General features: G+C 61.3%; 28 protein-coding genes. 16 read left to right on the forward strand and 12 right to left on the reverse strand.

The features are described 5' to 3' along the window. Positions 1-96: 96 nt before the first annotated feature. From HX818_RS15115 to betC, 3 genes are all read right to left on the reverse strand, one after another. The gene (locus HX818_RS15115; protein WP_177009011.1) at positions 97-1,665 is read right to left on the reverse strand and encodes a SulP family inorganic anion transporter; all 1,569 of its coding nucleotides are present in this window, start codon (positions 1,663-1,665) and stop codon (positions 97-99) included. A 165-nt stretch (positions 1,666-1,830) separates the two neighbouring features. Further along, positions 1,831-2,751, reverse strand: coding sequence for a choline ABC transporter substrate-binding protein (gene choX, locus HX818_RS15120; protein ID WP_102604433.1), 921 nt, complete (start codon positions 2,749-2,751; stop codon positions 1,831-1,833). A 16-nt stretch (positions 2,752-2,767) separates the two neighbouring features. Then, on the reverse strand, positions 2,768-4,282 hold the full coding sequence (gene betC / locus HX818_RS15125) for a choline-sulfatase (RefSeq protein ID WP_177020343.1): 1,515 nt from the start codon (positions 4,280-4,282) through the stop codon (positions 2,768-2,770). 103 nt (positions 4,283-4,385) lie between these two features. On the opposite strand from betC, the gene HX818_RS15130 reads away from it, so the two are divergent. The 6 genes from HX818_RS15130 (at position 4,386) to HX818_RS15155 (ending at position 10,066) form a co-directional block, all read left to right on the forward strand. After that, positions 4,386-5,336 (forward strand): LysR family transcriptional regulator, encoded by a 951-nt coding sequence (locus HX818_RS15130; protein ID WP_177020344.1) that lies wholly within the window; start codon positions 4,386-4,388, stop codon positions 5,334-5,336. 31 nt (positions 5,337-5,367) lie between these two features. Beyond that, the gene (locus HX818_RS15135) at positions 5,368-5,694 is read left to right on the forward strand and encodes a DOPA 4,5-dioxygenase family protein (RefSeq protein WP_003213639.1); all 327 of its coding nucleotides are present in this window, start codon (positions 5,368-5,370) and stop codon (positions 5,692-5,694) included. Positions 5,695-5,796: 102 nt separating this feature from the next. Further along, positions 5,797-6,765 (forward strand): 2-dehydro-3-deoxygalactonokinase, encoded by a 969-nt coding sequence (locus HX818_RS15140; RefSeq protein ID WP_177020345.1) that lies wholly within the window; start codon positions 5,797-5,799, stop codon positions 6,763-6,765. 13 nt (positions 6,766-6,778) lie between these two features. After that, positions 6,779-7,399 (forward strand): 2-dehydro-3-deoxy-6-phosphogalactonate aldolase, encoded by a 621-nt coding sequence (locus HX818_RS15145; RefSeq protein WP_003213643.1) that lies wholly within the window; start codon positions 6,779-6,781, stop codon positions 7,397-7,399. A 33-nt stretch (positions 7,400-7,432) separates the two neighbouring features. After that, entirely contained in the window at positions 7,433-8,581 is a 1,149-nt protein-coding gene (dgoD, locus tag HX818_RS15150; RefSeq protein ID WP_003213645.1) for a galactonate dehydratase, read from the forward strand. Positions 8,582-8,761: 180 nt separating this feature from the next. Then, a complete protein-coding gene (locus HX818_RS15155; RefSeq protein ID WP_177020346.1) occupies positions 8,762-10,066 on the forward strand; it encodes an MFS transporter in 1,305 nt (434 codons plus the stop codon). 203 nt (positions 10,067-10,269) lie between these two features. Here HX818_RS15155 and HX818_RS15160 read toward each other — a convergent pair whose 3' ends face one another. From HX818_RS15160 to trpB, 3 genes are all read right to left on the reverse strand, one after another. After that, a complete protein-coding gene (locus HX818_RS15160; RefSeq protein WP_003214903.1) occupies positions 10,270-10,713 on the reverse strand; it encodes an anti-virulence regulator CigR family protein in 444 nt (147 codons plus the stop codon). Between the two features lie 140 nt (positions 10,714-10,853). Next, the gene (gene trpA, locus HX818_RS15165) at positions 10,854-11,663 is read right to left on the reverse strand and encodes a tryptophan synthase subunit alpha (protein ID WP_008439583.1); all 810 of its coding nucleotides are present in this window, start codon (positions 11,661-11,663) and stop codon (positions 10,854-10,856) included. After that, on the reverse strand, positions 11,664-12,890 hold the full coding sequence (gene trpB / locus HX818_RS15170) for a tryptophan synthase subunit beta (RefSeq protein WP_003214899.1): 1,227 nt from the start codon (positions 12,888-12,890) through the stop codon (positions 11,664-11,666). Between the two features lie 109 nt (positions 12,891-12,999). On the opposite strand from trpB, the gene HX818_RS15175 reads away from it, so the two are divergent. Further along, positions 13,000-13,896: a LysR family transcriptional regulator gene (locus HX818_RS15175; RefSeq protein WP_177020347.1), complete on the forward strand. Its 897-nt coding sequence runs from the start codon at positions 13,000-13,002 to the stop codon at positions 13,894-13,896. Here HX818_RS15175 and HX818_RS15180 read toward each other — a convergent pair. Then, positions 13,893-14,219 carry a YqjD family protein gene (locus HX818_RS15180; RefSeq protein WP_003170746.1) on the reverse strand — a complete coding sequence of 109 codons (327 nt, stop codon included), beginning with the start codon at positions 14,217-14,219 and terminating at the stop codon, positions 13,893-13,895. The genes HX818_RS15175 and HX818_RS15180 overlap by 4 nt on opposite strands. 155 nt (positions 14,220-14,374) lie before the next feature. Between HX818_RS15180 and HX818_RS15185 the strand changes: the two genes are divergently transcribed. Together HX818_RS15185 and HX818_RS15190 are read left to right on the forward strand one after the other, a co-directional pair. Further along, positions 14,375-14,590 (forward strand): dodecin, encoded by a 216-nt coding sequence (locus tag HX818_RS15185; protein WP_008439585.1) that lies wholly within the window; start codon positions 14,375-14,377, stop codon positions 14,588-14,590. A 117-nt stretch (positions 14,591-14,707) separates the two neighbouring features. Continuing rightward, positions 14,708-14,935 carry a DUF1161 domain-containing protein gene (locus HX818_RS15190; RefSeq protein WP_003214893.1) on the forward strand — a complete coding sequence of 76 codons (228 nt, stop codon included), beginning with the start codon at positions 14,708-14,710 and terminating at the stop codon, positions 14,933-14,935. Between the two features lie 118 nt (positions 14,936-15,053). Here the strand turns inward: HX818_RS15190 and HX818_RS15195 are convergent, their stop codons facing one another. After that, positions 15,054-16,055, reverse strand: a complete 1,002-nt coding sequence (locus HX818_RS15195; RefSeq protein WP_087694564.1) for an LLM class flavin-dependent oxidoreductase — start codon at positions 16,053-16,055, stop codon at positions 15,054-15,056. 217 nt (positions 16,056-16,272) lie between these two features. On the opposite strand from HX818_RS15195, the gene HX818_RS15200 reads away from it, so the two are divergent. Both HX818_RS15200 and HX818_RS15205 read left to right on the forward strand, forming a co-directional pair. After that, positions 16,273-16,704: an OsmC family protein gene (locus HX818_RS15200; protein ID WP_008439587.1), complete on the forward strand. Its 432-nt coding sequence runs from the start codon at positions 16,273-16,275 to the stop codon at positions 16,702-16,704. A gap of 113 nt (positions 16,705-16,817) precedes the next feature. Continuing rightward, positions 16,818-17,057, forward strand: a complete 240-nt coding sequence (locus tag HX818_RS15205) for a DUF1161 domain-containing protein (protein ID WP_003214887.1) — start codon at positions 16,818-16,820, stop codon at positions 17,055-17,057. Here the strand turns inward: HX818_RS15205 and HX818_RS15210 are convergent, their stop codons facing one another. Continuing rightward, complete coding sequence (locus HX818_RS15210) at positions 17,058-17,480, reverse strand: hypothetical protein (protein ID WP_177020348.1); 423 nt, start codon at positions 17,478-17,480, stop codon at positions 17,058-17,060. 142 nt (positions 17,481-17,622) lie between these two features. Here HX818_RS15210 and HX818_RS15215 point away from each other — a divergent pair, with 142 nt between their 5' ends. Beyond that, positions 17,623-18,678: an aminopeptidase gene (locus HX818_RS15215; protein ID WP_177020349.1), complete on the forward strand. Its 1,056-nt coding sequence runs from the start codon at positions 17,623-17,625 to the stop codon at positions 18,676-18,678. A 96-nt stretch (positions 18,679-18,774) separates the two neighbouring features. On the opposite strand, the gene HX818_RS15220 is transcribed toward HX818_RS15215, so the two are convergent. Together HX818_RS15220 and HX818_RS15225 are read right to left on the reverse strand one after the other, a co-directional pair. Continuing rightward, positions 18,775-19,428, reverse strand: a complete 654-nt coding sequence (locus HX818_RS15220) for an HAD family hydrolase (RefSeq protein ID WP_177020350.1) — start codon at positions 19,426-19,428, stop codon at positions 18,775-18,777. An 11-nt stretch (positions 19,429-19,439) separates the two neighbouring features. Beyond that, on the reverse strand, positions 19,440-19,982 hold the full coding sequence (locus HX818_RS15225) for a gamma carbonic anhydrase family protein (RefSeq protein WP_087694561.1): 543 nt from the start codon (positions 19,980-19,982) through the stop codon (positions 19,440-19,442). 54 nt (positions 19,983-20,036) lie between these two features. On the opposite strand from HX818_RS15225, the gene prlC reads away from it, so the two are divergent. Together prlC and HX818_RS15235 are read left to right on the forward strand one after the other, a co-directional pair. Beyond that, complete coding sequence (gene prlC, locus HX818_RS15230) at positions 20,037-22,136, forward strand: oligopeptidase A (RefSeq protein WP_173406107.1); 2,100 nt, start codon at positions 20,037-20,039, stop codon at positions 22,134-22,136. Next, on the forward strand, positions 22,133-22,405 hold the full coding sequence (locus HX818_RS15235; protein ID WP_003214872.1) for a YheV family putative zinc ribbon protein: 273 nt from the start codon (positions 22,133-22,135) through the stop codon (positions 22,403-22,405). The genes prlC and HX818_RS15235 overlap by 4 nt, the downstream gene beginning before the upstream one ends. A 27-nt stretch (positions 22,406-22,432) precedes the next feature. Here HX818_RS15235 and HX818_RS15240 read toward each other — a convergent pair whose 3' ends face one another. Further along, positions 22,433-23,119: a dual specificity protein phosphatase family protein gene (locus tag HX818_RS15240; protein ID WP_177020351.1), complete on the reverse strand. Its 687-nt coding sequence runs from the start codon at positions 23,117-23,119 to the stop codon at positions 22,433-22,435. A 283-nt stretch (positions 23,120-23,402) separates the two neighbouring features. Here HX818_RS15240 and HX818_RS15245 point away from each other — a divergent pair, with 283 nt between their 5' ends. Both HX818_RS15245 and HX818_RS15250 read left to right on the forward strand, forming a co-directional pair. Next, positions 23,403-24,143: a gluconate 2-dehydrogenase subunit 3 family protein gene (locus HX818_RS15245; protein WP_102367824.1), complete on the forward strand. Its 741-nt coding sequence runs from the start codon at positions 23,403-23,405 to the stop codon at positions 24,141-24,143. Positions 24,144-24,145: 2 nt separating this feature from the next. Continuing rightward, positions 24,146-25,930, forward strand: coding sequence for a GMC family oxidoreductase (locus HX818_RS15250; RefSeq protein WP_087694558.1), 1,785 nt, complete (start codon positions 24,146-24,148; stop codon positions 25,928-25,930). The last annotated feature ends 10 nt before the right edge of the window (positions 25,931-25,940 follow it).

The raw sequence follows: 25,940 nt of genomic DNA on the forward strand, positions 1-25,940 counted from the left end.
GCGGGCTTGCTCGCGAATGCGGTGGATCAGTCGATACATACGGCGACTGTCACACCGCATTCGCGAGCAAGCCCGCTCCCACAGTTTTAACCGCATTCAGTCTTCGAAATGGATGGGGCATTGGTCGGCCCCTTCCAGTTTCCTCAACTCTTCCACCACCTGTGGCCGGGCCTTGCGCAACGCCAGGCTGCGCCCCACTCCATTCAATCGGCGCGCTTCCTGGTGCAGCATCTCCACCCCGGAATAGTCGATAAAGTTGATCTGCTGCGCCTCGATCACCACCCGCTGGCCGTGCAGGCTTTGCAGCCGCACCTGCAGGTAATGGCTGGCGCCGAAAAAGATCGACCCGCCGACCCGCAGCACATCGTCCTCTCCGTCACGCCATTGCTGGACCCGCGGCTGTGAGGTGCGCTTAAGGTAGAAAAACAGCGACGCCAGCACCCCGGCGTAAATGGCCGTTTGCAACTCCAGCAACAGCGTGGCGATGCAGGTCAGGCTCATCACCACGAACTCTGCGCGGCTGACCCGGAACAGCGCCCGAATACCGCGATGGTCGACCAACCCCCAGCAAATCAGCAGGATGCTGGCGGCCATGCTCGGGATCGGGATATGCGCGATCAATGCCGCACCGAACAGCGCGAACAACGCCACCCACAACGCGGAAAACACTCCCGCCAGCGGCGAACAGGCGCCTGCCTCATAACTCAGGCCCGACCGTGTGAAGGAACCCGCCGACAAGTACCCCGAGAAAAATCCACCGACGATGTTGGATAAACCCTGGGCGCGCACTTCCTGATTTGCATCGAGCAATTGTTGGGAGCGGGCCGACAGTGAGCGCGCAATCGACAGGCTGGTCACCAGCCCCAGCATGCCCACCGCCACGGCACTCGGCAGCAGGCGCAGGACCATGTCCAGGTCCATCGGCAGTGGGCTGAACGGTGGCAGCTTGCCGACAAATGAACTGACCCGCGCCACCTCCCCGAACATCGTCGGCCACAGCCACGGGATGAGGCTGCCCAGGGCCAGCGCGATCAACAGGGTTGGCCAGCGCGGTACCCAGAGTTTCAGCAGCACCCCCACCAGCAAGGTGCCGAGCCCGAGCACCAGTGAAGGACGATTCCACTCCCCGGCATGGTTGATCAGCGCCAGCAGACTGTTGATCGCCGTGGCCTGGCTGGGCAGGTCCAGCCCCAGCAGGTTGGGCAGTTGGCCCAGGGCGATCACCACCGCAGCGCCGAGGGTGAAGCCGAGCACCACTGAATGCGAGACGAAATTCACCAGGGCGCCGAAGCGCAGCATGCCCAACAGCCATTGGAAGACGCCGGCCAGGAATGTCAGCAACAGGATGAGTGTGATGTAGTCCTGGGAGCCGGGCACGGCCAACGGGCTGACGCTGGCGTAGAGCACTATAGAGATGGCTGCCGTGGGGCCGCAGATCAGGTGCCAGGAAGAGCCCCACAAGCAGGCGATCAATACCGGGATGATCGCGGCGTACAGGCCATACTCCGGTGGGAGACCGGCGATCAGCGCGTAGGCAATGGACTGGGGTAATGCCAGGACTGCACCGCTCAGGCCGACGACCGCGTCCCTTCCGACGCTGGCGCGGGTTTGGCGCGGGAGCCAGCTGAGGAAGGGGAAGAGTGTATGGCGGTTGGGCCAGGGCATTGGAAACTCGGTTGAAGAGGTTTGAATCAGAGTATCAGGCTCATGATGATCGTTCCCACGCTCTGCGTGGGAATGCCGTCCTGGACGCTCTGCGTCCGCTCTTGAGTCGTGACGCGCAGCGTCACCGGATGCGTTCCCACGCAGAGCGTGGGAACGATCAGTGCATCAGAGTTTGGCTTTTACAGCGGCCAGTGCATCCTGGCCGTCCACGGTTTTAACCCCGTCCAGCCACTTGTCCAGCACCGCCGGATTCGCCTTGATCCACGCCTTCGCCGCGTCCGCATTACTGACCTTCTTGTTCACCACCTCAGCCATGATGGCGTTCTCCATCTCCTGGGTGAAACTCAGGTTGGTCAGCAATTTCCCCACATTCGGGCACGCCTGTGCATAGCCCTTGCGGGTCAACGTATACACGCTGCCGGTGTCACCAAAGTACTTCTCCCCACCCTTGAGGTAATGCATCTTCAACTGCACGTTCATCGGGTGCGGCGTCCAGCCGAGGAAGGTCACGAACTTCTGCTTCTTCACCGCCCGGGACACTTCGGCCAGCATCGCCTGTTCACTGGACTCGATCAGCTTCCACTGGCCCAGGTCAAAGTCGTTCTTCTTGATGATTTCCTGCAACGAGAGATTCGCCGGCGCACCCGAACCGATGCCGTAGATCTTCTTGTCGAACTTGTCGGCAAACTTGTTCAGGTCGGCAAAGTCATGCACCCCGGCGTCCCAGACATAGTCCGGCACGGCCAGGGTGAACTCGGTGCCGTCGAGGTTCTTCGCCAGTTGCACCACATCGCCATTGGCCACGAACTTGTCGTAGAAGCCCTGCTGCGCCGGCATCCAGTTACCCAGGAACACGTCCACCTGGCCGTCCTTGAGCCCGCCAAAGGTGATCGGCACCGCAAGGGTGTCGACCTTGGCCTTGTAGCCCATGCCGTTCAACAGGAAACCGGTAATGGCATTGGTGGCGGCGATATCGCTCCAGCCCGGATCGGCCATCTTCACGGTGTCGCAGCTGGTGTCCGCGTAGACGCCGGCACTGCTCAATGCCAGCAGCGCAACGCTCAACACGGTGGATAACTTTTGCATGGCCTTCCCCTCAGTTTTATTGGTTTTGGCAGGGTTGTGGAAAACGTGCCTTGCGCTCCAGATCGTCGAGGTCGATGTGGTTGCGCATGTATTGCTGACTGGCGTCTACCAGTGGCTGGTGGTCCCAGCTCTTCAGCTTGCCCTGGGTCAGCGCCTCGAACACCAGGCGGCGACGGCGTTGGCTGGCGAGCACCTGCTGGTGGATCGCCGGGATGTCCCATTTGGCCCGCGCTTCATGCAAAAACGCCTCGAACAGTGGCCGGTGTTCCGGTGACTGGCTGAGGTCCTCCCGCTCGTGCGGGTCGTTGTGCACATCGAACAATAGGCAAGGATCGTCCTCGCTGTAGATGAACTTGTAGGCGCCACGGCGAATCATCATCAGCGGGCTGATGGTGCCTTCGGCCATGTATTCGCCGAACACTTCGTCGTGCCCGCCCTGCCCTTGCAAGTGCGAAACCAGCGAGCGGCCGTCCAGTGGCAGGTTGGCGTCGAGTTGGCCGCCGGCCAGTTCCACCAGGGTCGGCAGCAGGTCGGCGGTGGACACGGCAGCCGTCACGCGGCCCGCCGCAAACTGCCCCGGCGCGCTGATCAGCAGCGGCACCCGGGCGGCCATTTCAAACCAGTGCATTTTGTACCAGAGCCCGCGTTCGCCGAGCATGTCGCCGTGGTCACCGGAGAAGATGATGATGGTGTCATCGGCCAGGCCCGTGTCTTCCAGGGTTTGCAGCAGCTTGCCGACGTTGCTGTCGATGTAGCTGCACGCGCCGAAGTAGGCGCGGCGCGCATCGCGGATCTTGTTCAGCGGCAGCGGCTTGTCCCACAGGTCATAGACCTTGAGCAGGCGCTGGGAGTGAGGGTCGAGGTCAGCCTGTGGCGGTGTTGCAGGCAACGGGATGTCGTTGTCGTCGTACAGGTCCCAGAACGGCTTGGGAATGGTGTACGGGTCGTGTGGGTGCGTCATCGACACGGTCAGGCAGAACGGCTGGTCGCCGTCCTCGCGGATATGGTCGAACAGGTACTGCTGGGCCTTGAACACCACCTCTTCGTCGAAATCCAGCTGGTTGGTGCGCACGCACGGCCCGGCCTGCAGCACCGACGCCATGTTGTGGTACCAGGAGGGGCGCACGTCCGGCTCATCCCAGTTCACGGCCCAGCCATAGTCGGCCGGGTAGATGTCACTGGTCAGGCGTTCTTCATAGCCGTGGAGCTGGTCGGGGCCGCAAAAATGCATCTTGCCCGACAGCGCGGTGCGGTAGCCGAGGCGGCGCAGGTAGTGGGCATAGGTCGGCACGTCGGCGGGGAAATCGGCCGCGTTGTCGTAGGCGCCGATCTTGCTCGGCAACTGGCCACTCACCAGGGTAAAGCGCGACGGAGCACACAGCGGGCTGTTGCAATAGGCGGCATCGAACACCACACCCTCGGCGGCGAGACGGCTCAGGTTCGGCAGTTTGATAGGCGAAGGACCGTAGAACGGAAGCATCGGCGCGGCCATTTGATCGGCCATGATAAAAAGAATGTTCTTGCGCTTCATGGTTTCGCGGCATTCCATATTCGATGTTTATGCGAATGAGCATGCAGGCCATGGAAATCGTGGTAAAGCCCATGAGAAGCAATGTCTAGGATAAGCCCAGCTTATGTATGAATCCCTCGGTCACCTGTCACTCGACTTGCTGCGTGCCTTTGAATCCGCAGCGCGCCAACGCAGCTTTACGGCAGCGGCGATGGAGTTGGGCACCACCCAGCCGGCCATCAGCCAGCAGATCAAGCGCCTGGAAGAACAGCTGAAGGTGCGCCTGTTTGATCGCATCTACCGTGGCATCGAGCTGACCGACGCGGGCGCCTTGTTATTCGAGCAGGTACAGGCCGGTTTGCAGAGCATCAACCAGGGCCTGAGCGCGATTGCCGAGCAGGACCAGCATGAAGTCCTGCAGGTGGCGACCGACTTTGCCTTCGCCGCGTATTGGCTGATGCCACGCCTGCATCGTTTCCATGAAGCCAACCCGCAGGTGGACGTGAGCCTGGTCACCAGCGAGCGTAACCACGCCACGTTGCGCAGCGATATCGACGTAGCGGTGCTGTTCGGTGACGGCCGCTTCAAACAGGGCGACAGCCTGTGGCTGTTCAACGAGGAAGTGTTCCCGGTGTGCAGCCCGCAGCTACTCCAGGACCGAGTCGCGCCACTGTCGGTGCAGAGCCTGCTGGAGTTCCCCTTGCTGCACCTGCGCCAGCAAAACAACAACCAGTGGTTCGACTGGAGCGGGGTGTTTCGCGAACTGGGCCTCACCACCGCGCCCACCCCGGGCCAACTGCGTTTCGACAATTACACCCTGTTGATCCAGGCCGCGATCGCGGGCCAGGGCGTGGCCATCGGCTGGCGCCACCTTGTGGATAACCTGCTGGAGCAAAAATGGCTGTGCCGGCCGATTGGCGACACGGTGATCTCGCGCTTCGGCTATTACGTGGTGCTGCCCCAGCGCAAACGCCGCAGCCAGTTGATCGAGCGTTTCGTCGACTGGCTGATGACCGAACAGGCCAGCAGCGCACAATCGCTGACCGGTCTGGCCCTGCCGTCCATTGCGGTCTAGGATTTGCCGATCAATGAGCCCGGAGCTTGTCATGCAACGTATCAAGGGCTACCACGCCCATATCTATTTCGACGCCAACACCATCGACCAGGCGCGCAAACTGTGCGAAGACGCCGCGCAATTGTTTCCGCTGCGCATGGGCCGCGTGCATGAACGCCCGGTGGGCCCGCACCCGGACTGGAGCTGCCAGCTGGCATTCGAACCTGAATACATCGGCGTCGTGCTGCCTTGGCTGGCCCTCAACCGCAACGGCTTGGTGGTGTTCCTGCACCCGACCACCGGTGATGACCTCAAGGACCACACCGAACACGCGATCTGGATGGGGGCGATGCGCACGCTGGATCTGTCAATATTTTAAGCCTTTAATTTCCCTATATATGGGACTGATATTTATATATTGAGACTTTGCCGGTCTTGGGTTTATATTCGCCTCATCCGCTCAGAACACTCAGGTGAAGCGATGCAGGCGCAATTGATCGCGCTCGATTGGGGAACCAGTTCCCTTCGTGCTTACAAGCTCGGCCCGGCAGGCGTCGTGATCGAACGGCGCACCTTGGCGTCGGGGATCATGCACCTGCCCACTGAAGCCCGGGAAATAGCCGGTGTTCGCTGCAGCAACGGGTTCGAGCTGGCATTCGACGCAGCCTGCGGTGACTGGCTAGACACCCAGCCCGACCTTCCCGTTATCGCTTGCGGCATGGTCGGCAGCGCCCAGGGCTGGAGCGAAGCGGCTTACCGCGACACCCCGGCCGACGTTTCTACCCTCGGCCAGGCGCTGCATGTGGTGCGCAGCCTGCGGGGCGCAGCGGTGCACATCGTGCCCGGCGTGATTCAACGCGGCGCGTTGCCCAATGTGATGCGCGGCGAAGAAACTCAGGTGCTTGGCGTGCTGCAAAGCGTGTCCGCCACTACCGGGAGCGACGTACTGATCGGGCTGCCGGGCAGCCATTCCAAGTGGGTCGACGTGGTGGAAGGCTGCATCACCCACTTCGACACTTTCATGACCGGCGAGCTGTTCGCCGTGCTCAGCCAACACAGTATTTTGGGGCGCACCCAGCGCCCTTCCGAAGCGTTCCAGGCGGCCGCTTTTGATCGCGGCGTGCAGGTGGCGCTGTCGGTGGACGGCCGGGCCGGGCTGCTGTCGAACTTGTTCAGCGCCCGCACCCTGGGATTGACCGGTGAACTGGCGCCCGAGGAGCAGCCCGACTATTTGTCCGGCCTGATGATCGGCCACGAACTCATGGGCCTGCGCACCCGCCAGCCCGCCCAGCAGCGCGACATCGTTCTGGTGGGCGCTACCCAACTCTGCACCCGCTACCAGCGTGCACTCCAACTCTGTGGCTTCCCCCGCGTGACCCTGGCACAGGAGGCTACCGAGCGTGGTCTTTGGCAGCTGGCCATGGCGGCGGGGCTGCTGCCTGCAACCTGACGAGAGGCTCGACATGCTCAAGCAAGCACTGACACACAACGGTTTGATCGCGATCCTGCGCGGCCTGCGACCGGAGGAGGCGCTGGCGATCGGCGAGGTGTTGTACACGGCGGGCTTCAGGGTGATCGAAGTGCCGCTGAACTCGCCGGATCCTTATTCCAGCATCCGCATCCTGCGGGACAGCCTGCCCGCCGATTGCCTGATCGGCGCCGGCACCGTGCTGACCCCGGAACAGGTCGATCAAGTCAAAGCCGCCGGCGGCCAGGTGATCGTCATGCCCCATAGCGATGCCAAGGTGCTGCGAGCCGCCAAGGCCGCGGGCCTGTATCTGTCGCCGGGTGTAGCCACGCCCACCGAAGCGTTTGCCGCGCTGGCCGAAGGCGCCGACGTGCTGAAGCTGTTCCCGGCCGAGCAAATGGGCCCGGCGGTGGTCAAGGCCTGGCTCGCGGTACTGCCCGCCGGCACGGTGCTGCTGCCGGTGGGCGGCATCACTCCGGACAACATGCAGGTATTTTTCGACGCGGGCGTCAAAGGCTTCGGCCTGGGCTCCGGGTTATTCAAGCCGGGCATGAGCGTCGCCCAAGTGGCGAGCAACGCCCAGGCCTACGTCGCGGCCTGGCATGCCTTGGGCTGATCAGCGTTCTCCATCTACAAGAGAGATAAGAAGATGAAAATCACCAAACTGACCACCTTCATCGTCCCGCCGCGCTGGTGCTTCCTCAAGGTTGAAACCGACCAGGGCGTGACCGGTTGGGGCGAGCCCGTTGTCGAGGGCCGCGCCCATACCGTGGCTGCCGCCGTCGAGGAATTGTCCGACTACTTGATCGGCAAGGACCCACGCAATATCGAGGACATCTGGACCGTGCTCTATCGCGGCGGTTTCTACCGTGGCGGCGCGATCCATATGAGCGCTCTCGCCGGTATCGACCAGGCGCTGTGGGACATCAAGGGCAAGGCCCTCGGCGTGTCGGTCAGCGACCTGCTGGGTGGCCAGGTGCGCGACAAGATCCGCGTGTATTCATGGATTGGTGGCGACCGCCCGGCCGACACTGCCCGCGCCGCCAAGGAAGCCGTGGCCCGTGGTTTTACTGCGGTGAAAATGAACGGCACCGAAGAGCTGCAATTTCTCGACAGCTTCGAAAAAGTCGACCAGGCCCTGGCCAACGTCGCCGCCGTGCGGGATGCGGTCGGTCCGAACGTCGGCATCGGCGTCGACTTCCATGGCCGGGTGCACAAACCCATGGCCAAGGTGCTGATGAAGGAACTCGACCCCTACAAACTGATGTTTATCGAAGAGCCGGTGCTCAGCGAAAACTACGAAGCGCTGAAAGAGCTGGCGCCGCTCACCAGCACCCCGATTGCCCTCGGCGAGCGCCTGTTCTCGCGCTGGGACTTCAAGCGCGTGCTCAGCGAAGGCTACGTCGACATCATCCAGCCGGATGCTTCCCACGCCGGCGGTATCACCGAAACCCGCAAGATTGCCAACATGGCCGAAGCCTACGACGTGGCCCTTGCCCTGCACTGCCCGCTCGGCCCGATTGCCCTGGCAGCGTGCCTGCAGCTGGATGCGGTTTGCTACAACGCGTTCATCCAGGAACAGAGCCTGGGCATTCACTACAACGAGAGCAATGACCTGCTGGATTACGTGCGCGATCCGGGTGTTTTCGACTACGACCAGGGCTTTGTGAAAATCCCCAACGGGCCAGGCCTGGGCATCGAGATCAACGAGGAATACGTGATCGAACGCGCGGCCATCGGGCATCGCTGGCGCAATCCGATCTGGCGGCATGCCGATGGCAGCTTCGCGGAGTGGTAAACACCGCGAATTTGAGGTGAAAACCCGGTCAATGTGGGAGCGGGCTTGCTCGCGAAGGCGGAGTGTCAGTCAACACCTCCGCTGCTGGTAGACCGCTTTCGCGAGCAAGCCCGCTCCCACATTTGATTCGGTTTCTTCAGTAAGACCTGTCCTCAATAACCATAAGAAGAGGCAACCCCCATGCAATCCGAGTCCTTCACCGGGCAGGCTTCTTTAGTCACGCCCAGCCGAAAGCGTTTCTTCATCATGGTGCTGCTGTTCGTCACCGTGGTGATCAACTACCTGGACCGCAGCAACCTGTCGATTGCCGCTCCGGCCCTGACCAGCGAGCTGGGGATCGACCCGGTGCATGTCGGGTTGATCTTCTCCGCGTTCGGCTGGACCTACGCGGCCATGCAGATTCCCGGCGGCTGGCTGGTGGACCGGGTGCCGCCGCGCATTCTCTACAGCGTCGCCCTGCTGCTGTGGTCGGTGGCCACGGTGATGCTCGGTTTCGCCGCCAGCTTCATCGCGCTGTTCGTATTGCGCATGGCGGTGGGCGCCCTGGAGGCCCCGGCCTACCCGATCAACAGCCGCGTGGTCACCACCTGGTTCCCCGAGCGTGAACGGGCCACGGCGATCGGCGTTTATACCTCCGGGCAATTTGTCGGGCTGGCGTTTCTCACGCCGGTGTTGGCCTGGCTGCAACACACCTTTGGCTGGCACATGGTGTTTGTCGCCACCGGCGGCGTGGGTATTGTGTGGGCGTTGATCTGGTACGCGGTGTACCGCGAGCCACGGGATTTCAAAGGCGCGAATGCGGCGGAAATCGAGCTGATCCGCGAAGGCGGCGGGTTGGTGGACATCCAGGCGCAGGCGGCCAAGGCGCCGTTCAGCTGGGTCGACCTCGGCATCGTGTTGAGCAAGCGCAAACTGTGGGGGATCTACCTGGGGCAGTTCTGCCTGAATTCCACGTTGTGGTTTTTCCTGACGTGGTTTCCGACCTACCTGGTGAAATATCGCGGCATGGACTTCATCAAGTCCGGCCTGCTGGCGTCGCTGCCGTTTCTGGCGGCGTTTGTCGGGGTGCTGTGTTCGGGGCTGTTTTCCGATTGGCTGATTCGCCGGGGAGCGTCCGTGGGGTTTGCGCGCAAGTTGCCGATCATTGGCGGGCTGTTGATTTCCACGGCGATCATCGGCGCCAACTTTGTTGATTCCACGGCGTGGGTGATTGCGTTTCTGGCGGTGGCGTTTTTCGGCAATGGCCTGGCGTCGATCACCTGGTCGCTGGTGTCGACCCTGGCGCCGGCAAGGCTGCTGGGGCTGACCGGAGGGGTGTTCAACTTCATCGGCAATCTGTCGGCGATTACCACGCCGATCGTGATTGGCTTTCTGGCGACCGGGGATTCGTTTGCGCCGGCGATTACGTACATCGCGGTGCTGGCGTTGTTGGGGGCGTTGTCCTACATCTTGCTGGTCGGCAAGGTCGAGCGTATCGAGATTTAGGCGACTGCTGCGGCGAGGGAGCTTGCTGTGGCGAGGGAGCTGGTGTGGCGAGGGAGCTTGCTCCCGCTGGAGTGCGCAGCGCTCCCAGGATTTTGGGGCCGCTGCGCAGCCCAGCGGGAGTAAGCTCCCTCGCCACACCAGCTCCCCAGCCACACCAACTCCCTAGCCACAGCAAGCTCCCTCACCACAAAAGCAGTGCGGCTCTAGTACAGCGCGCCATCCAGAATCTGATAGACGATGCTGGTGCCAACGGCGATCAATACGATGTCCCCACCCGAACGGCGCCATTCATAACCAGGGTATTGCGGCAGATGGCCCAGCGCCCGTGGGTCCAGACGCTCACCATAGTAGTTTGGCGGCAGGCGCTGGCCGCGCACCAGGTGGATGCCGGGAGGCGGCGGCGCGCCACGGCGGAAGTCGCCATGGTTGTCGCGGATGACCTGTCTCACAGGACCAAAGTCCTGAGGAGGCCCGCCACGGTGGTTGTCCTGCGGCCCGCGATGGTCATCGCCACGTTGATCGTGCTGGCCCTGTGGGCCACCACGGTCAGGTCCGCCACCCTGATCATAGGGCGCAGCTTGGACCAGGGCGCTGGCGCCAAGCACCAGCACGCCTACACCTGCAATCAAACGTTTGGGAATTTTCATGGGGCTGTTTCCTCAGTACTGCACGAACAAAAAAGGGATCTCGAACCACGTTCGAAATCCCTTGGTCTTGTTAGCTTAGGTACTGATTTGCCAGCATGATTCCTCTGTATCAGGAACTTTACCTACCGCTTACGAGCCGCTTACTTACGGGCGTTGCGTACACCTTCCGACAGCGCAGAGCACAGGGTCAATACACCGTCGATGGCCTGTTGATCATTGCTGGCGTTGGCGATGTGGTCGATCAGTGCCGACCCCACCACCACACCGTCTGCCAGGCGGGCGATTGCAGCGGCCTGCTCCGGGGTGCGGATGCCGAAACCGATGCTGATCGGCAGGTCGGTATGCCGACGCAGACGGGTCACGGCTTCTTCGACGTGTTCCAGGGTCGCGGCGCCTGCGCCGGTCACACCGGCCACCGAGACGTAGTACACAAACCCTGAGCTGCCGTTGAGCACGGTCGGCAGGCGCACGTCGTCGGTGGTCGGCGTGGTCAGGCGGATAAAGTCGATACCGGCAGCCTGGGCCGGGTCGCACAGCTCGCCGTTATGTTCCGGCGGCATGTCGACCACGATCAGACCGTCGACGCCGGCTTCTTTCGCATCGCTGATGAAGCGTGGCACGCCGTACATGTGGATCGGGTTGAAGTAGCCCATCAGCACCAGCGGCGTGTCGCTGTTGCCCTCGCGGAACTCGCGAACCATTTGCAGGGTTTTCGTGAGGTTCTGCTTGGCGGTCAGCGCGCGGATGTTCGCCAGTTGAATGGCCGGGCCGTCAGCCATCGGGTCAGTGAACGGCATGCCCAGCTCGATCACATCGGCGCCGGCCGCCGGTAACCCTTTGAGGATCGCCAGCGAGGTGTCATAGCCCGGGTCGCCAGCGGTGACGAAGGTCACCAGGGCGGCGCGGTTTTGTTCTTTCAGTTGCGCAAAACGTGTTTGCAGGCGGCTCATTTAGTGTTTCTCCTGCTTGGACTGTTCCATGTGGTGCATCACGGTTTGCATGTCTTTGTCGCCACGGCCGGACAGGTTGACCACCATCAGGTGATCTTTCGGCAGGGTCGGTGCGCGTTTGAACACTTCGGCCAAGGCGTGGGCGCTTTCCAGTGCAGGAATAATCCCTTCCAGGCGGCAGCATTTGTGAAAGGCGTCGAGGGCTTCGTCGTCGGTCACCGAGGTGTACTGGACGCGGCCGATGTCATGCAGCCAGGCGTGTTCAGGGCCGATGCCCGGGTAGTCGAGGCCGGCGGAAATCGAGTGGGCGTCGATGATCTGGCCATCGTCGTCCTGCAACAGGAAGGTACGGTTGCCGTGCAGTACGCCCGGTACGCCGCCGTTGAGGCTGGCCGCGTGTTTGCCGGTCTCGATGCCGTAGCCGGCCGCTTCAACGCCGATGATTTCGACGCTGGTGTCATCCAGGAACGGGTGGAACAGGCCCATGGCATTGGAACCGCCGCCGATGCACGCCACCAGGCTGTCGGGCAGACGGCCTTCCTGGGCTTGCAGCTGGGTACGGGTTTCCTTGCCGATCACGGCCTGGAAGTCGCGAACCATGGCTGGGTACGGGTGCGGACCGGCCACGGTGCCGATCAGGTAGAAGGTGCTGTCGACGTTGGTGACCCAGTCACGCAGGGCTTCGTTCATCGCGTCTTTCAGGGTGCCGGTGCCGGCGACCACCGGGATCACTTCAGCGCCCAGCAGCTTCATGCGAAATACGTTGGCCTGCTGGCGCTCGATGTCGGTGGTGCCCATGTAGATCACGCATTGCAGGCCGAAACGCGCGGCGACGGTGGCAGTGGCCACACCGTGCATGCCGGCGCCGGTCTCGGCGATGATGCGTTTTTTACCCATGCGCCGCGCCAGCAGGATCTGGCCGATGCAGTTGTTGATCTTGTGGGCGCCGGTGTGGTTCAGCTCTTCGCGCTTGAGGTAGATCTTGGCGCCACCGCAGAACTCGGTCAGGCGCTCGGCGAAGTACAGCGGGCTTGGGCGTCCGACGTAGTCGCGCTGGAAGTAGGCCAGTTCTTCGTTGAAGGCCGGATCGATCTTGGCCGCTTCGTATTCGCGGGCCAGGTCAAGGATCAACGGCATCAGGGTTTCCGCCACGTAGCGGCCGCCGAACGAACCAAACAGGCCATTGGCATCCGGGCCGTTGCGTAAATCGGTCTGGGTCTGAGTCATGGGACGCTCCAGGTAGAAAATGTGTAAGAGGCAATGACGGTCACTCTACCCCTGACGCTTCCACGTGAAAACCGATAAGATCGCCACAACCTGTCAGGAAAACTCACAGATGAGCCGAGACCTCCCACCGCTGAATGCCTTGCGCGCTTTTGAGGCGACTGCGCGCCTGAACAGCGTTAGCCAGGCCGCTGAGCAACTGCACGTGACCCATGGTGCGGTCAGCCGGCAGCTCAAGGTGTTGGAAGAACACCTTGGTGTAAGCCTGTTCGCCAAGGACGGGCGCGGCCTCAAACTCACAGATGCCGGCGTTCGTCTGCGGGATGCGAGTTTCGAGGCCTTCGAGCGACTGAGGGACACCTGCGCCGAGCTCACGCAAAGCAGTGCCGATGCGCCGTTTGTGCTCGGCTGCTCCGGCAGCCTGCTGGCGCGCTGGTTTATTCCGCGTCTGGGGCGCCTGAACGCCGAGTTGCCGGATTTGCGCCTGCATCTGTCGGCGGGTGAAGGCGATCTTGACCCACGCCGCCCCGGCCTGGACGCGCTGCTGGTGTTCGCCGAACCTCCATGGCCGGCGGATATGCAGGTGTATGAATTGGCCAGCGAACGCATCGGCCCGGTCATGAGCCCGCGTTTTGCCCATTACGAGCGATTGCGCCAGGCGCCTCCCGAGGCGCTGCTGAGTGAGGCCCTGTTGCACACTACCTCACGCCCGCAAGCCTGGCCCAGCTGGGCGCAGCACCATGGGGTCGACGCTGGCGCGTTGAAGTACGGTCAGGGGTTTGAGCATTTGTATTATTTGCTGGAGGCGGCGGTGGCCGGGCTGGGGGTAGCAATTGCGCCTGAGCCGCTGGTGGCAGAGGACCTGCGAGCGGGTCGCCTGGTTGCGCCGTGGGGTTTCAGTGAAACCCCGGCGCAACTGGCGTTGTGGCTACCCAAGCGCGCCGCAGATGGGCGCGCCGGGCAACTGGCGCAGTGGCTCAAGGCTGAGCTTGCGCGCCAGGACGTTTAGTCGCCGCGTTTGCACAGCAAGTAAGCTGCCAGCAGACCCAGCGCGCCGACGGCGACACCGGCGGTAGTCCATGGATGCTCTTGCGCGTAGTCCCGTGTTGCAACACCGGTTTCGCGGATTTTGACTTTGCTTTCTTCGTAGGCATCGCTGATCAGGTGGCGGGAATGCTTGAGAGCGTTCTCGGCATTGCTTTTCAGGGCCTTCAGGGTTTTGCGCGACTCGTCAGACGCATCGTCCTTGAGGCTTTCCAAAGATTTGAGCAGGCTCGAAATCTCGGCTTCCATGCTTTCCAATGACGCTTTGCGTAAAGAGGTGTTGGCCATGTGGGCTCTCCTGGAGTGATTGAGTGGCGTGTGTTGTTTCCGACTGCGGCGGTTTCAGAAAGTGCAGTAAATCTGAACTTTCACATCGCAATAGCCGCCAGAAGCAGTACGAGAATTCACTGCTAGTCTTGATTAACGACCCCAGGAGAAAACTTATGAGTGATCATCACACCTACAAGAAAGTCGAACTGGTGGGCTCTTCCGCGACCAGCATCGAGGAGGCCATCAACAATGCCCTGGCTGAAGCCAGCAAGAGCATCAAGCACTTGGAGTGGTTTGAAGTGACCGAAACCCGCGGTCATATCAAGGACGGCAAGGCCGCGCATTTCCAGGTGACCCTCAAGGTGGGGTTCCGAATTGCCAGTAGTTGATTGAGCCGGTTGAACTTGCGCGCTGGCCGATTGCCATAAACTCCGCTACAACCTTTAGGCACGTCGACGTGACGAGCGTCGGCGTGCTTCCTTTCGATCAACCCAAGGAAGTGACGGATGAAGAACTTTTTGTTGGCGGTAGGTTTGTTGAGCATTGCGGGCACGGCCCTGGCGGCGGGCAAGCCTTGTGAAGAGCTGAAAAGCGAGATTGCGGCGAAAATCGACGCTAAAGGCGCTTCGGGCTACTCCCTGGAAATCGTGGACAAAGGTGCTGCACCTAGTGACCACACGGTTGTCGGCAGCTGTGAAGCCGGTACCAAGGAAATCGCCTACAAGCGCGGGTGATCCCGTGTTGCAGACGTAAAAAACCGACGCAAGTGCGTCGGTTTTTTTATGCCTGCGATCCCTCGCTCCGCGTGGGAATGAAGTCTGGGACGCTCTGCGTCCCCCCTCACTCCTGGATTCAGCCCTTCATGACCTGCGCCAGCAGCTCGTAGGAATGAATCCGGTCGGCGTGCTCGTACAGGTCACAGGTAAAGATCAGCTCATCAGCGCCGGTCTGCTCCACCAGCACCTCCAGCTTGGCGCGGATCTTCTGCGGGCTGCCCACCATGGCCAGGCCGAGGAAACTGCCGACCGCGTCTTTTTCATGGGGCAGCCACAGGCCGTCCATGGTCTTGACCGGCGGGCGCTGCACCAGGCTTTGCCCACGCATCAGCGCGAGAATTCGCTGGTACACCGAGGTGGCCAGGTAGTCGGCTTGCTCATCGGTGTCGGCGGCCACCAGCGGGATGCCGAGCATCACATAGGGCTTGTCCAGCACGGCCGAAGGCTTGAAGTGGTTGCGATAGACGCGAATCGCTTCATGCATCAGGCGCGGTGCGAAATGTGAGGCAAAGGCGTAAGGCAAACCGCGCTCGCCTGCCAGTTGCGCACTGAACAGGCTTGAACCCAGCAGCCATACCGGGACGTTGGTGCCGGTGCCGGGTACGGCGATCACTCGCTGGTCCGGGGTGCGCGGGCCGAGGTAGGCCATCAGTTCTGCCACGTCTTCCGGGAAATCATCGGCGCTGCCGGAGCGTTCACGGCGCAGCGCGCGGGCGGTCATCTGGTCGGAGCCTGGTGCGCGGCCAAGGCCCAGGTCGATGCGGCCCGGGTACAGGCTTTCCAGGGTGCCGAACTGCTCGGCGATCACCAACGGCGCGTGGTTGGGCAGCATCACGCCACCGGAACCGACACGGATCGTCGAGGTGCCGCCGGCCAGGTAACCCAGCAATACCGAGGTCGCCGAGCTGGCGATGCCGTCCATATTGTGGTGTTCGGCGACCCAGAAACGGTTGTAGCCGAATTTTTCCACGTGCTGGGCCAGGTCCAGGGAATTGCGCAGCGACTGCGCCGGGCTGCCGTTGGCGCGCACGGGCACGAGGTCGAGGGTCGAGAACTTTACGTCGGACAGCGATTTCATAAGCCTGCTTCTCCAATGGGGGCGCAGGCTTCTTAGACGAACCAAAACCTGCCGCTTCATGTGCATGTCCTATGCAATGAGGGCATATACCCGAGATTCAATAGCGATGGTGAAATTTCCTACTTAATCGCTAGGTTTCTCCGACAAGATGAACTTTGCCGTGGCGTCTATCCTCAGAACCCTTACTGACGCAAAACCACCGTTCGAGGAGACCGCTATGAGTATTGTTAAAAAAGCATCCGCGCATTGGGAAGGCGACCTGAAGACTGGCCTGGGTTCCATTTCCACCGAAACCGGCGTTCTGCGTGAAGCGCCTTACGGCTTCAAGGCCCGTTTCGAAGGTGGCAAGGGCACCAACCCTGAAGAACTGATCGGCGCAGCCCATGCCGGTTGTTTCTCCATGGCGTTTTCCATGATTCTCGGCGATGCCGGGCTCAAGGCCGACAGCATCGACACCCAGGCCGAAGTGACCCTGGACCAAGTGGACGGTGGCTTTGCGATTACTGCCGTGCACCTGACCCTCAAGGCGAAGATCCCGGGCGCCAGCCAGGCGCAGTTCGATGAGCTGAGCAAAAAGGCCAAGGAAGGATGCCCCGTGTCCAAGGTACTGAATGCAACCATTACCCTGGATGGCACCCTGGTTAGTTGATGCAACCCCCTTGCAGGGGTGAGCTTGCTCGCCCCTGCAGGTGCAAATGTGGTCGAATAGCCGATTGCAGACTCAGCGCACACCCGTGCGCGTGCATTCAGGGAGCTTCACACATGAAACGTATTGCCTTGGCGGTTATCTGCTGTGCACTGGCCACGTCGGCGCTGGCGGCGCCAAAAGATTGTGAAGAGCTCAGGAAGGAGATCGAGGTCAAAATCCAGGCGAATGCCGTTCCGTCCTACACCCTCGAAATCGTCACCAAGGAAGAAGCTGACAAGCACGACAGCGCCATGGTTGTCGGCAGCTGTGAGAATGGCACCAAAGCCATCGTCTACCAGAAGAACAACGACTGATCAGATGCAGTTGACGCTACGTTCTTCGGCCAGCAATTGACCCGCTTTGTTGTACAGCCGGATATTCGGGTTGTAGCCCAGTGAGCGCCCTTCCAGGCGATAGCGCTGGCCCGCCTCGAAACGGTCGTATTGCAGGGTCATGAAGCAGGTACGGTCAGTGGTTTGGCCAAACCCGCCGAAACTGCCGCCGGTAGGCACCTCGAAATCAAAACGTACCATCAGCTCATGGCTGCCAGGCGGCACCTGGAAGAAGCGCCCGTCGTTCAGGTTTTTCCCGTCCAGGCGTTGCGCCATTACCAGCTTGGCGCCGGGTGTCGGGGTAGCGAAGTCGACCCAGGCTTGGAGTGGATCAACCGGCGGTAGTGGCGTCGACGCACAGGCACTGAGAAAAATCGCGGCGACGGGAAGCAGTAGCTGACGCATGTTAAGCACTCAACTGTAGGAATGGTTTTTTGAACGGCTGCGTTCGGCAGCACGCTCCCTATGAGTATAAACACGCCACGCCATGGAAAAATTCCCCACAGGCGAGATAGTCTGGCGGGATGGTTACCGGCGAGAGGTTTTAATGGTCAGGCGTTTGCTTCCCGGCTTGATGCTGCTGTTGCTCAGTGGCTGTTCCAGCGTCAGTTATTACAGCCAACTGGCAGACGGCCAATGGCAATTGCTGCGTGCCCGGGAGCCGGTCTCCGCGGTCGTCGCCGACCCGTCCCGGCCACAGGTGCTGCGCGAGCACTTGGCGCAATCGCAGAAAGCCCGCACCTTCGCCAGCGAACACCTGCACCTGCCGGATAACCAGAGTTACCGGCTGTATGCCGATATCGGCCGTCCTTACGTGGTCTGGAACGTGTTCGCCACGCCTGAATTTTCCCTGTCCCCGCAAACCCACTGCTTCCCGATTGCCGGTTGCGTGGCCTATCGCGGCTACTACAACCAGGGCGCCGCACGCGGCCAGGCGGCTTTGTTGAAGCAGCAAGGGATGGATGTGTCGATTGGCGGCGTGGAGGCCTATTCCACCCTCGGCTGGTTCAACGACCCGATCATGAGTTCGATGATGAGCTGGGGGGACGAGCGCCTGGCCACGCTGATTTTTCATGAGCTGGCGCACCAGCGGTTTTATGTGAAGGACGACACCGAGTTCAACGAGTCGTACGCCACCTTCGTCGAGCAGGAAGGTACCCGGCAATGGCGCGCAGCCCAAGGCTTGCCGCCTGCCAGCGAGTCAGCGCTGAAACAGCGCGACCAGTTCACCCGGCTGGTGCTCGATACCCGCAAACGCCTGGAGCAGTTGTATGCGCAGCCGCTGACGGCAGATGCCATGCGCCAGGCCAAGGCCGCTGAATTCGAGCGCCTGCGCAGTGACTACCGGCACATGCGCGATAGCCAGTGGGGTGGCGACAAGCGTTATGACGCCTGGGTCAACCTGCCGATGAACAACGCAAGGTTGCTGCCGTTTGGGCTGTATGACCAGTGGGTGCCGGCGTTCGTCGCGTTGTTCCGGCAGGAAGGCGGGGATTGGCCGAAGTTCTTTGTGGCGGTGGAGAAGCTGGGCGGGTTGCCGGTGGATCAGCGCAAGGCGGCCCTGAGGGCGTTGGAGGGATCCGGGCAAGTGGTTGGCCGGTAGGGCCTCATCGCGGGCAAGCCCGGCTCCCACATTTGACTGAGTTGTCTTGGCCGACCGTGATCAAATGTGGGAGCTGGCTTGCCTGCGATAGCGCATTCAAGGCCGTTGCAAAAACGCCTGATGCAGCTCGGCCAACGTTTCGAAATGCCAGGTCGGCGCCTCGGCACTCAGCTCTTCACGGCTGCCAAACCCATAACCCACCGCCGCCGAATCCAGCCCATTGCTGCGGGCCCCGATCAGGTCGTGCTTGCGGTCGCCAATCATCAAGGTGCTGGCCGGGTCCAGGCTTTCTTGCGCCATCAGGTGGGCGATCAACTCGACCTTGTTGGTGCGCGTGCCGTCCAGCTCGCTGCCGTAGATCACCTTGAAGTGCTTGGCGAAATCAAAATGCCGGGCGATTTCCCGGGCAAATACCCAAGGCTTGGACGTAGCTACATACAGCTGACGGCCCTGGCCATTCAATTCCTCAAGCAGCGGCATCACGCCGTCGAACACGCGGTTTTCGTACAGGCCGGTGACCTTGAAGCGCTCGCGGTAGAAATTCACCGCCTCCCAGGCCTTGGCTTCGTCGAAGCCATAAAACTGCATGAACGCTTGCAGCAGCGGCGGGCCGATAAAGTGCTCAAGTTTGGTCAGGTCCGGCTCATCGATCCCCAGTTTGGCGAGGGCGTACTGGATCGAGCGGGTGATGCCTTCGCGCGGGTCGGTGAGGGTGCCATCGAGGTCGAACAAAACGGTCTGGTAATGCATGGGTGTCCTTGTCATTGGTCGAAGCCTTCGGCCAGGTGCAGGTCTTTGAGCTTTACGTAGTTCGCGGCGCTGTAGGTGAAAAATGCCCGTTCCTTGTCAGTCAGCGGGCGGATTTGTTTAACCGGGCTGCCAACATACAAAAAACCGCTCTCAAGTTTCTTGCCCGGCGGCACCAGGCTGCCGGCGCCGATGATCACCTCGTCTTCCACCACGGCGCCGTCCATCACAATGCTGCCCATGCCGATCAGGACCCGGCTGCCTACCGTGCAGCCATGCAGCATGACCTTGTGGGCAATGGTCACATCGTCGCCGATCAGCAGCGGGAAACCATCAGGATTGAAGGGGCCTGCGTGGGTAATGTGCAGCACGCAGCCGTCCTGCACGCTGGTGCGCGCACCGATGCGGATGCGGTGCATGTCGCCGCGAATCACCGTCAGCGGCCATACCGAGCTGTCGGTGCCGATTTCGACGTCGCCGATCACCACCGCCGATGCATCGACGAAAGCCCCGGCGGCCAGGGCCGGCGTGTGATTCTGGTAGGTGCGAAGGGTCACGATAGGCTCTCTCTCTTCTGCTGATAGCTGCGGTGGGCGTTGATTGTAATTAAGATGGCCCCATCTTTGTTCTTACATGTTTCTTCAGCCAAGGTGCCAACCGTGAGCGCGAACAACCCTCTTCTGCAGTCCTACGACCTGCCGCCGTTCTCGGCGATCCGTGCCGAGCACGTACAGCCGGCCATTGAACAGATCCTCGCCGACAACCGCGTCGCCATCGAAGGGATCCTGCAAAGCCAGGGTAAAAATCCGACCTGGGCCGGGCTGGTGCTGGCCATGGACGAACTCAATGACCGCCTGGGTGCCGCCTGGAGCCCGGTCAGCCACCTGAATGCCGTGTGCAACAGCGCCGAACTGCGGGAAGCCTACGAGGCGTGCCTGCCGGCACTGAGCGCCTACTCCACCGAGATGGGCCAGAACCGCGAGTTGTTCCAGGCCTTCGACGCCCTGGCCAACAGCCCGGAAGCCGCCGGCTTCGACGTGGCGCAAAAAACCATCCTGGAACACTCCCTGCGGGACTTCCGTCTGTCGGGTATCGATTTGCCGCCTGAACAGCAAAAGCGTTATGCCGAAGTGCAGAGCAAGCTCTCCGAACTGGGCAGCAAGTTCTCCAACCAATTGCTCGATGCCACCCAGGCCTGGACCAAGCACGTCACTGACGAAGCAACCCTCGCCGGCCTGACCGATTCCTCCAAGGCGCAAATGGCTGCGGCTGCCCAGGCCAAGGGCCTCGACGGCTGGCTGATCACCCTGGAATTCCCAAGCTACTACGCGGTGATGACCTACGCCCACGACCGCGCCCTGCGTGAAGAAATCTACGCAGCCTACTGCACCCGCGCGTCGGACCAAGGCCCGAATGCCGGTCAGAATGATAATGGCCCGGTCATGGAACAGATCCTCGACCTGCGTCAGGAGCTGGCGCAACTGCTGGGCTTCGCCTCGTTCTCCGAGCTGAGCCTGGCCACCAAAATGGCCGAGTCCAGCGACCAGGTGCTGAGCTTCCTGCGTGACCTGGCCAAGCGCAGCAAGCCGTTTGCCACCCAGGACCTGCAACAGCTCAAGGCCTATGCCGCCGAACAAGGCTGCGCGGACCTGCAAAGCTGGGACAGCGGTTTCTACGGCGAAAAACTGCGTGAGCAGCGTTACAGCGTTTCCCAGGAAGCCCTGCGCGCCTACTTCCCGATCGACAAGGTACTCAGCGGTCTGTTCGCCATCGTGCAACGCCTGTATGGCATCGAGATCGCCGAGCAGAAAGGCTTCGACACCTGGCACCCGGATGTTCGCCTGTTCGAAATCAAGGAAAACGGCCAGCACGTCGGCCGCTTCTTTTTCGACCTGTACGCCCGCGCCAACAAGCGTGGGGGGGCCTGGATGGACGGCGCCCGTGACCGTCGCCGCACGGTTGATGGCGTGCTGCAAAGCCCGGTGGCCAACCTGGTGTGCAACTTCACCCCGGCCGACAGCGGCAAGCCTGCCCTGCTGACCCACAATGAAGTGACCACGCTGTTCCACGAATTTGGCCACGGCCTGCACCACCTGTTGACCCGTGTCGAGCACGCCGGCGTGTCCGGCATCAACGGCGTGGCCTGGGATGCGGTGGAGTTGCCGAGCCAGTTCATGGAAAACTGGTGCTGGGAGCCGGAAGGCCTGGCGCTGATTTCCGGTCACTATGAAACCGGTGAGCCGCTGCCTCAGGACCTGCTGGAAAAAATGCTCGCGGCGAAGAACTTCCAGTCCGGCCTGATGATGGTTCGCCAGTTGGAGTTCTCGCTGTTCGACTTCGAGCTGCACGCCACCCACGGCGATGGCCGCAGCGTGCTGCAGGTGCTGGAAGGTGTGCGTGATGAGGTGTCGGTGATGCGTCCGCCCGCCTACAACCGCTTCCCCAACAGCTTCGCGCATATCTTCGCTGGCGGTTACGCCGCGGGTTACTACAGCTACAAGTGGGCGGAAGTGCTGTCGGCCGATGCCTTCTCCAAGTTCGAAGAAGATGGCGTGCTCAATGCCGAGACTGGCCGGGCGTTCCGCGAGGCGATCCTGGCCCGTGGCGGTTCCCAGGCACCGATGGTGCTGTTCGTCGATTTCCGCGGACGTGCGCCGTCGATTGACGCACTCTTGCGCCACAGCGGCCTGAGTGAGGACGCGGCAGCATGAGTGAAGCACCTGTGAAAACCAAAAAACGCTTTATCGCCGGGGCAGTCTGCCCGGCGTGCAGCGAGCCGGACAAGTTGATGATGTGGAGCGAGGACGATGTTCCGCACCGCGAATGCGTGGCTTGCGGCTATTCCGACACGCTGAATGAACAAGGTCTGTCAGTGCCCAAGGAATTGGGTACGCGGGTCAATACGTCGGCGTTGAAAGCACCGGACCCCAAGGTGCAAGCGGTGCAGTTCTTCCCTAATCCGAAGCTGAAGAAAGACTGATCGTGAAGCGCTCCCTGGGTTGATGGCTCAGGGAGCGACCACCCAGGCGGTTTTTTCCTCGGCCGGGTCTTTGGCGTTGTCCGCGGTATTCAGCCAGCTTTTCATCGAGCACAGTGCAAAGGCGCTGGTGCTGCATTCGCCGTTGACCAGTGCGGTGCGTAACTTGTCGACATCGGCCCTCATCATGTAGCGAACGCCGTCCTTGAAGCCGCTACTGGCGCCAAAGCCGCCCAAGGTCATTTCGTTCAGCGCATCTTCCTTGCTCCATCCCTGAATCACCACCCGATACATCGCCGCCACCAGGCCAGTGCGGTCGGAGCCGTGTTTGCAGTGCATCAGCACCGGGCCGTTGGTTTCGGCATCCTGAATCGCGCGCAATGCTGCGAGCACATCGGCGTCATCGACATGGTTGGTGCGATAAGACAATTGCACCTGGTTGATGCCGGGTGATTTCAGCCAGTTGGCATCGGACTCGGGCAGAAAGTTGATCACCGTACCGATCTTGAGCTTTTCCAATACAGGGACAGCGCCGCTATCCGGCAGCGCGCTGCGATAGAGCGTGGGCGTCATTTGATACAGGTTGTATTGATTGCCCACCGGCTGGGCCCATTCCGATGAACGGATGGGCGTGAGCTCTTCGGCCTGGGACGGTGCGGTGGTGAACAACGCCATGAACACGAGGCTGAGGGCAGGCAGCAATTGATTCTTGAACATGCGCGATGTAACCGAATAGGGAAGGGGTTAATGGGGCCCAGATTCGCCTACAGGGGGTCAATGCCGTGTGAGGTACTCGTCAAAGAATCGTGAATAAGCCGGCTCCGGGCAGATTTTTTCGCGCTGAAACGATTTTCCCCAATCCTTAGCCTGCTATCCTTTGTAACTATTGATTGCTGCTGTGTTCTATCCCCTTGGGTCTTTTGGATCCCTTTACTGCCAAAACTATAAGTCGTTCCTCGAAGCGGCTGATAAATCCGTGACCACATGATGAGGTGCCACCATGTCTGATCAAGATCAAGACAACCCCCGGCGTGAGTTTTTACGCAAATCCTTGACCTTGATCCCCGTGGTCACTGTCGCCAGCACGGGCCTGGGCGGTTCGATGCTGATGGCGGTTCCCGAACCGGCTCAAGCCAGCCCGGAGAAGGCGCCCGTCAGCAGCAAGGCCTATGAGCCGAGCTATTTCACTGGCGAGGAATGGGCCTTTATCAACGCGGCCGTTGCGCGCCTGATCCCGGCGGACGACCAGGGCCCAGGCGCCCTGGAAGCCGGTGCGCCGGAATACATCGACCGTCAGATGAACACGCCGTACGCGGCTGGCGCCCTGTGGTTCATGCAAGGCCCGTTCAATGCCGACGCGCCGCCTGAAATGGGCTGGCAGAGCAAATTGGTGCCCAAGGAGATCTATCGCCTGGGCATTGCTGACACGGACGCCTGGTCGAAAGCGATGAACGGTAAGTTATTTGCCGAGCAAGACAGCGCTACCCAGGACAAATTGTTGCAGCGCCTGGAGGCTGGCGACGCGCAATTCGACAGCGTCCCGCCGAAGATTTTCTTCAATCTGTTGCTGCAAAACACCAAGGAAGGGTTCTTTTGCGACCCGGTCCACGGTGGCAACAAAGGCATGGTCGGCTGGACCATGATCGGCTTCCCCGGCGCCCGCGCCGATTTCATGGATTGGGTTGAACGCAACGAGCAATACCCCTTCCCGGCTGTTTCGATCCGTGGCGAGAGGGCGTAAACGTGGCGACCATCATGAAGAAAGTGGATGCAGTGATTGTCGGCTTTGGCTGGACCGGCGCGATCATGGCCAAGGAGCTGACGGAAGCAGGCCTCAACGTGGTAGCGCTGGAGCGCGGCCCGATGCAGGACACCTACCCGGACGGCAACTATCCCCAGGTCATCGACGAACTGACCTACAGCGTGCGTAAAAAGCTCTTCCAGGACATCTCCAAGGAAACCGTGACCATTCGCCATAGCGTGAATGACGTGGCGATGCCCAACCGCCAACTGGGCGCTTTCCTGCCTGGCAACGGTGTCGGCGGTGCAGGCCTGCACTGGTCCGGCGTGCACTTTCGGGTGGACCCAATCGAGTTGCGCATGCGCAGCCATTACGAAGAGCGCTACGGGAAAAACTTCATTCCCAAGGACATGACCATCCAGGATTTCGGCGTCAGCTATGAAGAGCTGGAACCATTCTTCGACTATGCCGAGAAAGTCTTCGGCACCTCCGGGCAAGCCTGGACGGTGAAAGGCCAGTTGGTGGGCGAAGGCAAGGGCGGCAACCCTTACGCACCGGATCGCTCGAACCATTTCCCGCTGGAATCGCAGAAGAACACCGTCTCTGCACAGCTGTTCCAGAAGGCCGCCACGGCCGTGGGGTACAAACCCTACAACCTGCCTTCCGCGAATACATCGGGGCCGTACACCAACCCTTACGGTGCCCAGATGGGCCCGTGCAACTTCTGCGGCTTCTGCAGCGGTTATGTCTGCTACATGTATTCCAAGGCTTCGCCGAACGTGAACATCCTGCCGGCCTTGCGCCAGGAACCCAAGTTCGAACTGCGGCCCAATTCCCACGTGCTGAAGGTCAATCTCGACAGCACCAGGAGCAAGGCGACCGGCGTGACGTATGTCGACGCCCAGGGGCGGGAATGCGAGCAGCCGGCGGACCTGGTGATCCTCGGCTCCTTCCAGTTCAACAACGTGCGCCTGATGCTGCTGTCGGGCATCGGCAAACCCTACGACCCGATCTCCGGTGAGGGCGTGGTGGGCCGCAACTTCGCCTACCAGAACATGGCCACCATCAAGGCGTTCTTCGACAAGGACGTGCACACCAACAACTTCATCGGTGCCGGCGGCAATGGCGTGGCGGTCGATGACTTCAACGCCGACAACTTCGACCATGGGCCTCACGGCTTTGTGGGCGGCTCGCCGATGTGGGTCAACCAGGCGGGCAGCCGGCCGATTGCGGGTACCTCCAACCCGCCGGGCACGCCGGCCTGGGGCAGCGCGTGGAAGCGCGCCACGGCTGATTACTACACCCACCAGGTGTCGATGGATGCCCATGGCGCCCACCAATCCTACCGTGGCAACTACCTCGACCTGGACCCGGTTTACCGCGACGCCTACGGCCTGCCGCTGCTGCGCATGACCTTCGACTGGCAGGAAAACGACATCAAGATGAACCGCTTCATGGTCGAAAAAATGAGCAAGATCGCCGAAGCGATGAACCCCAAGGCGATTGCCTTGCTGGGCAAAAAGGTGGGGGAGCACTTCAACACCGCGGCCTACCAGACCACCCACCTCAACGGTGGCGCGATCATGGGCACCGACCCGAAAACCAGTGCCTTGAACCGCTACCTGCAGTGCTGGGACGTACACAACGTGTTTGTCCCGGGCGCTTCCGCGTTCCCACAAGGCTTGGGCTACAACCCTACGGGCCTGGTGGCGGCGCTGACCTACTGGTCGGCGCGGGCAATTCGCGAGCAGTACCTGAAAAACCCCGGCCCACTGGTTCAGGCATAAGGAGCGATGA

The organism is Pseudomonas sp. F9001 (assembly GCF_013385435.1).
GTDB lineage: Bacteria > Pseudomonadota > Gammaproteobacteria > Pseudomonadales > Pseudomonadaceae > Aquipseudomonas.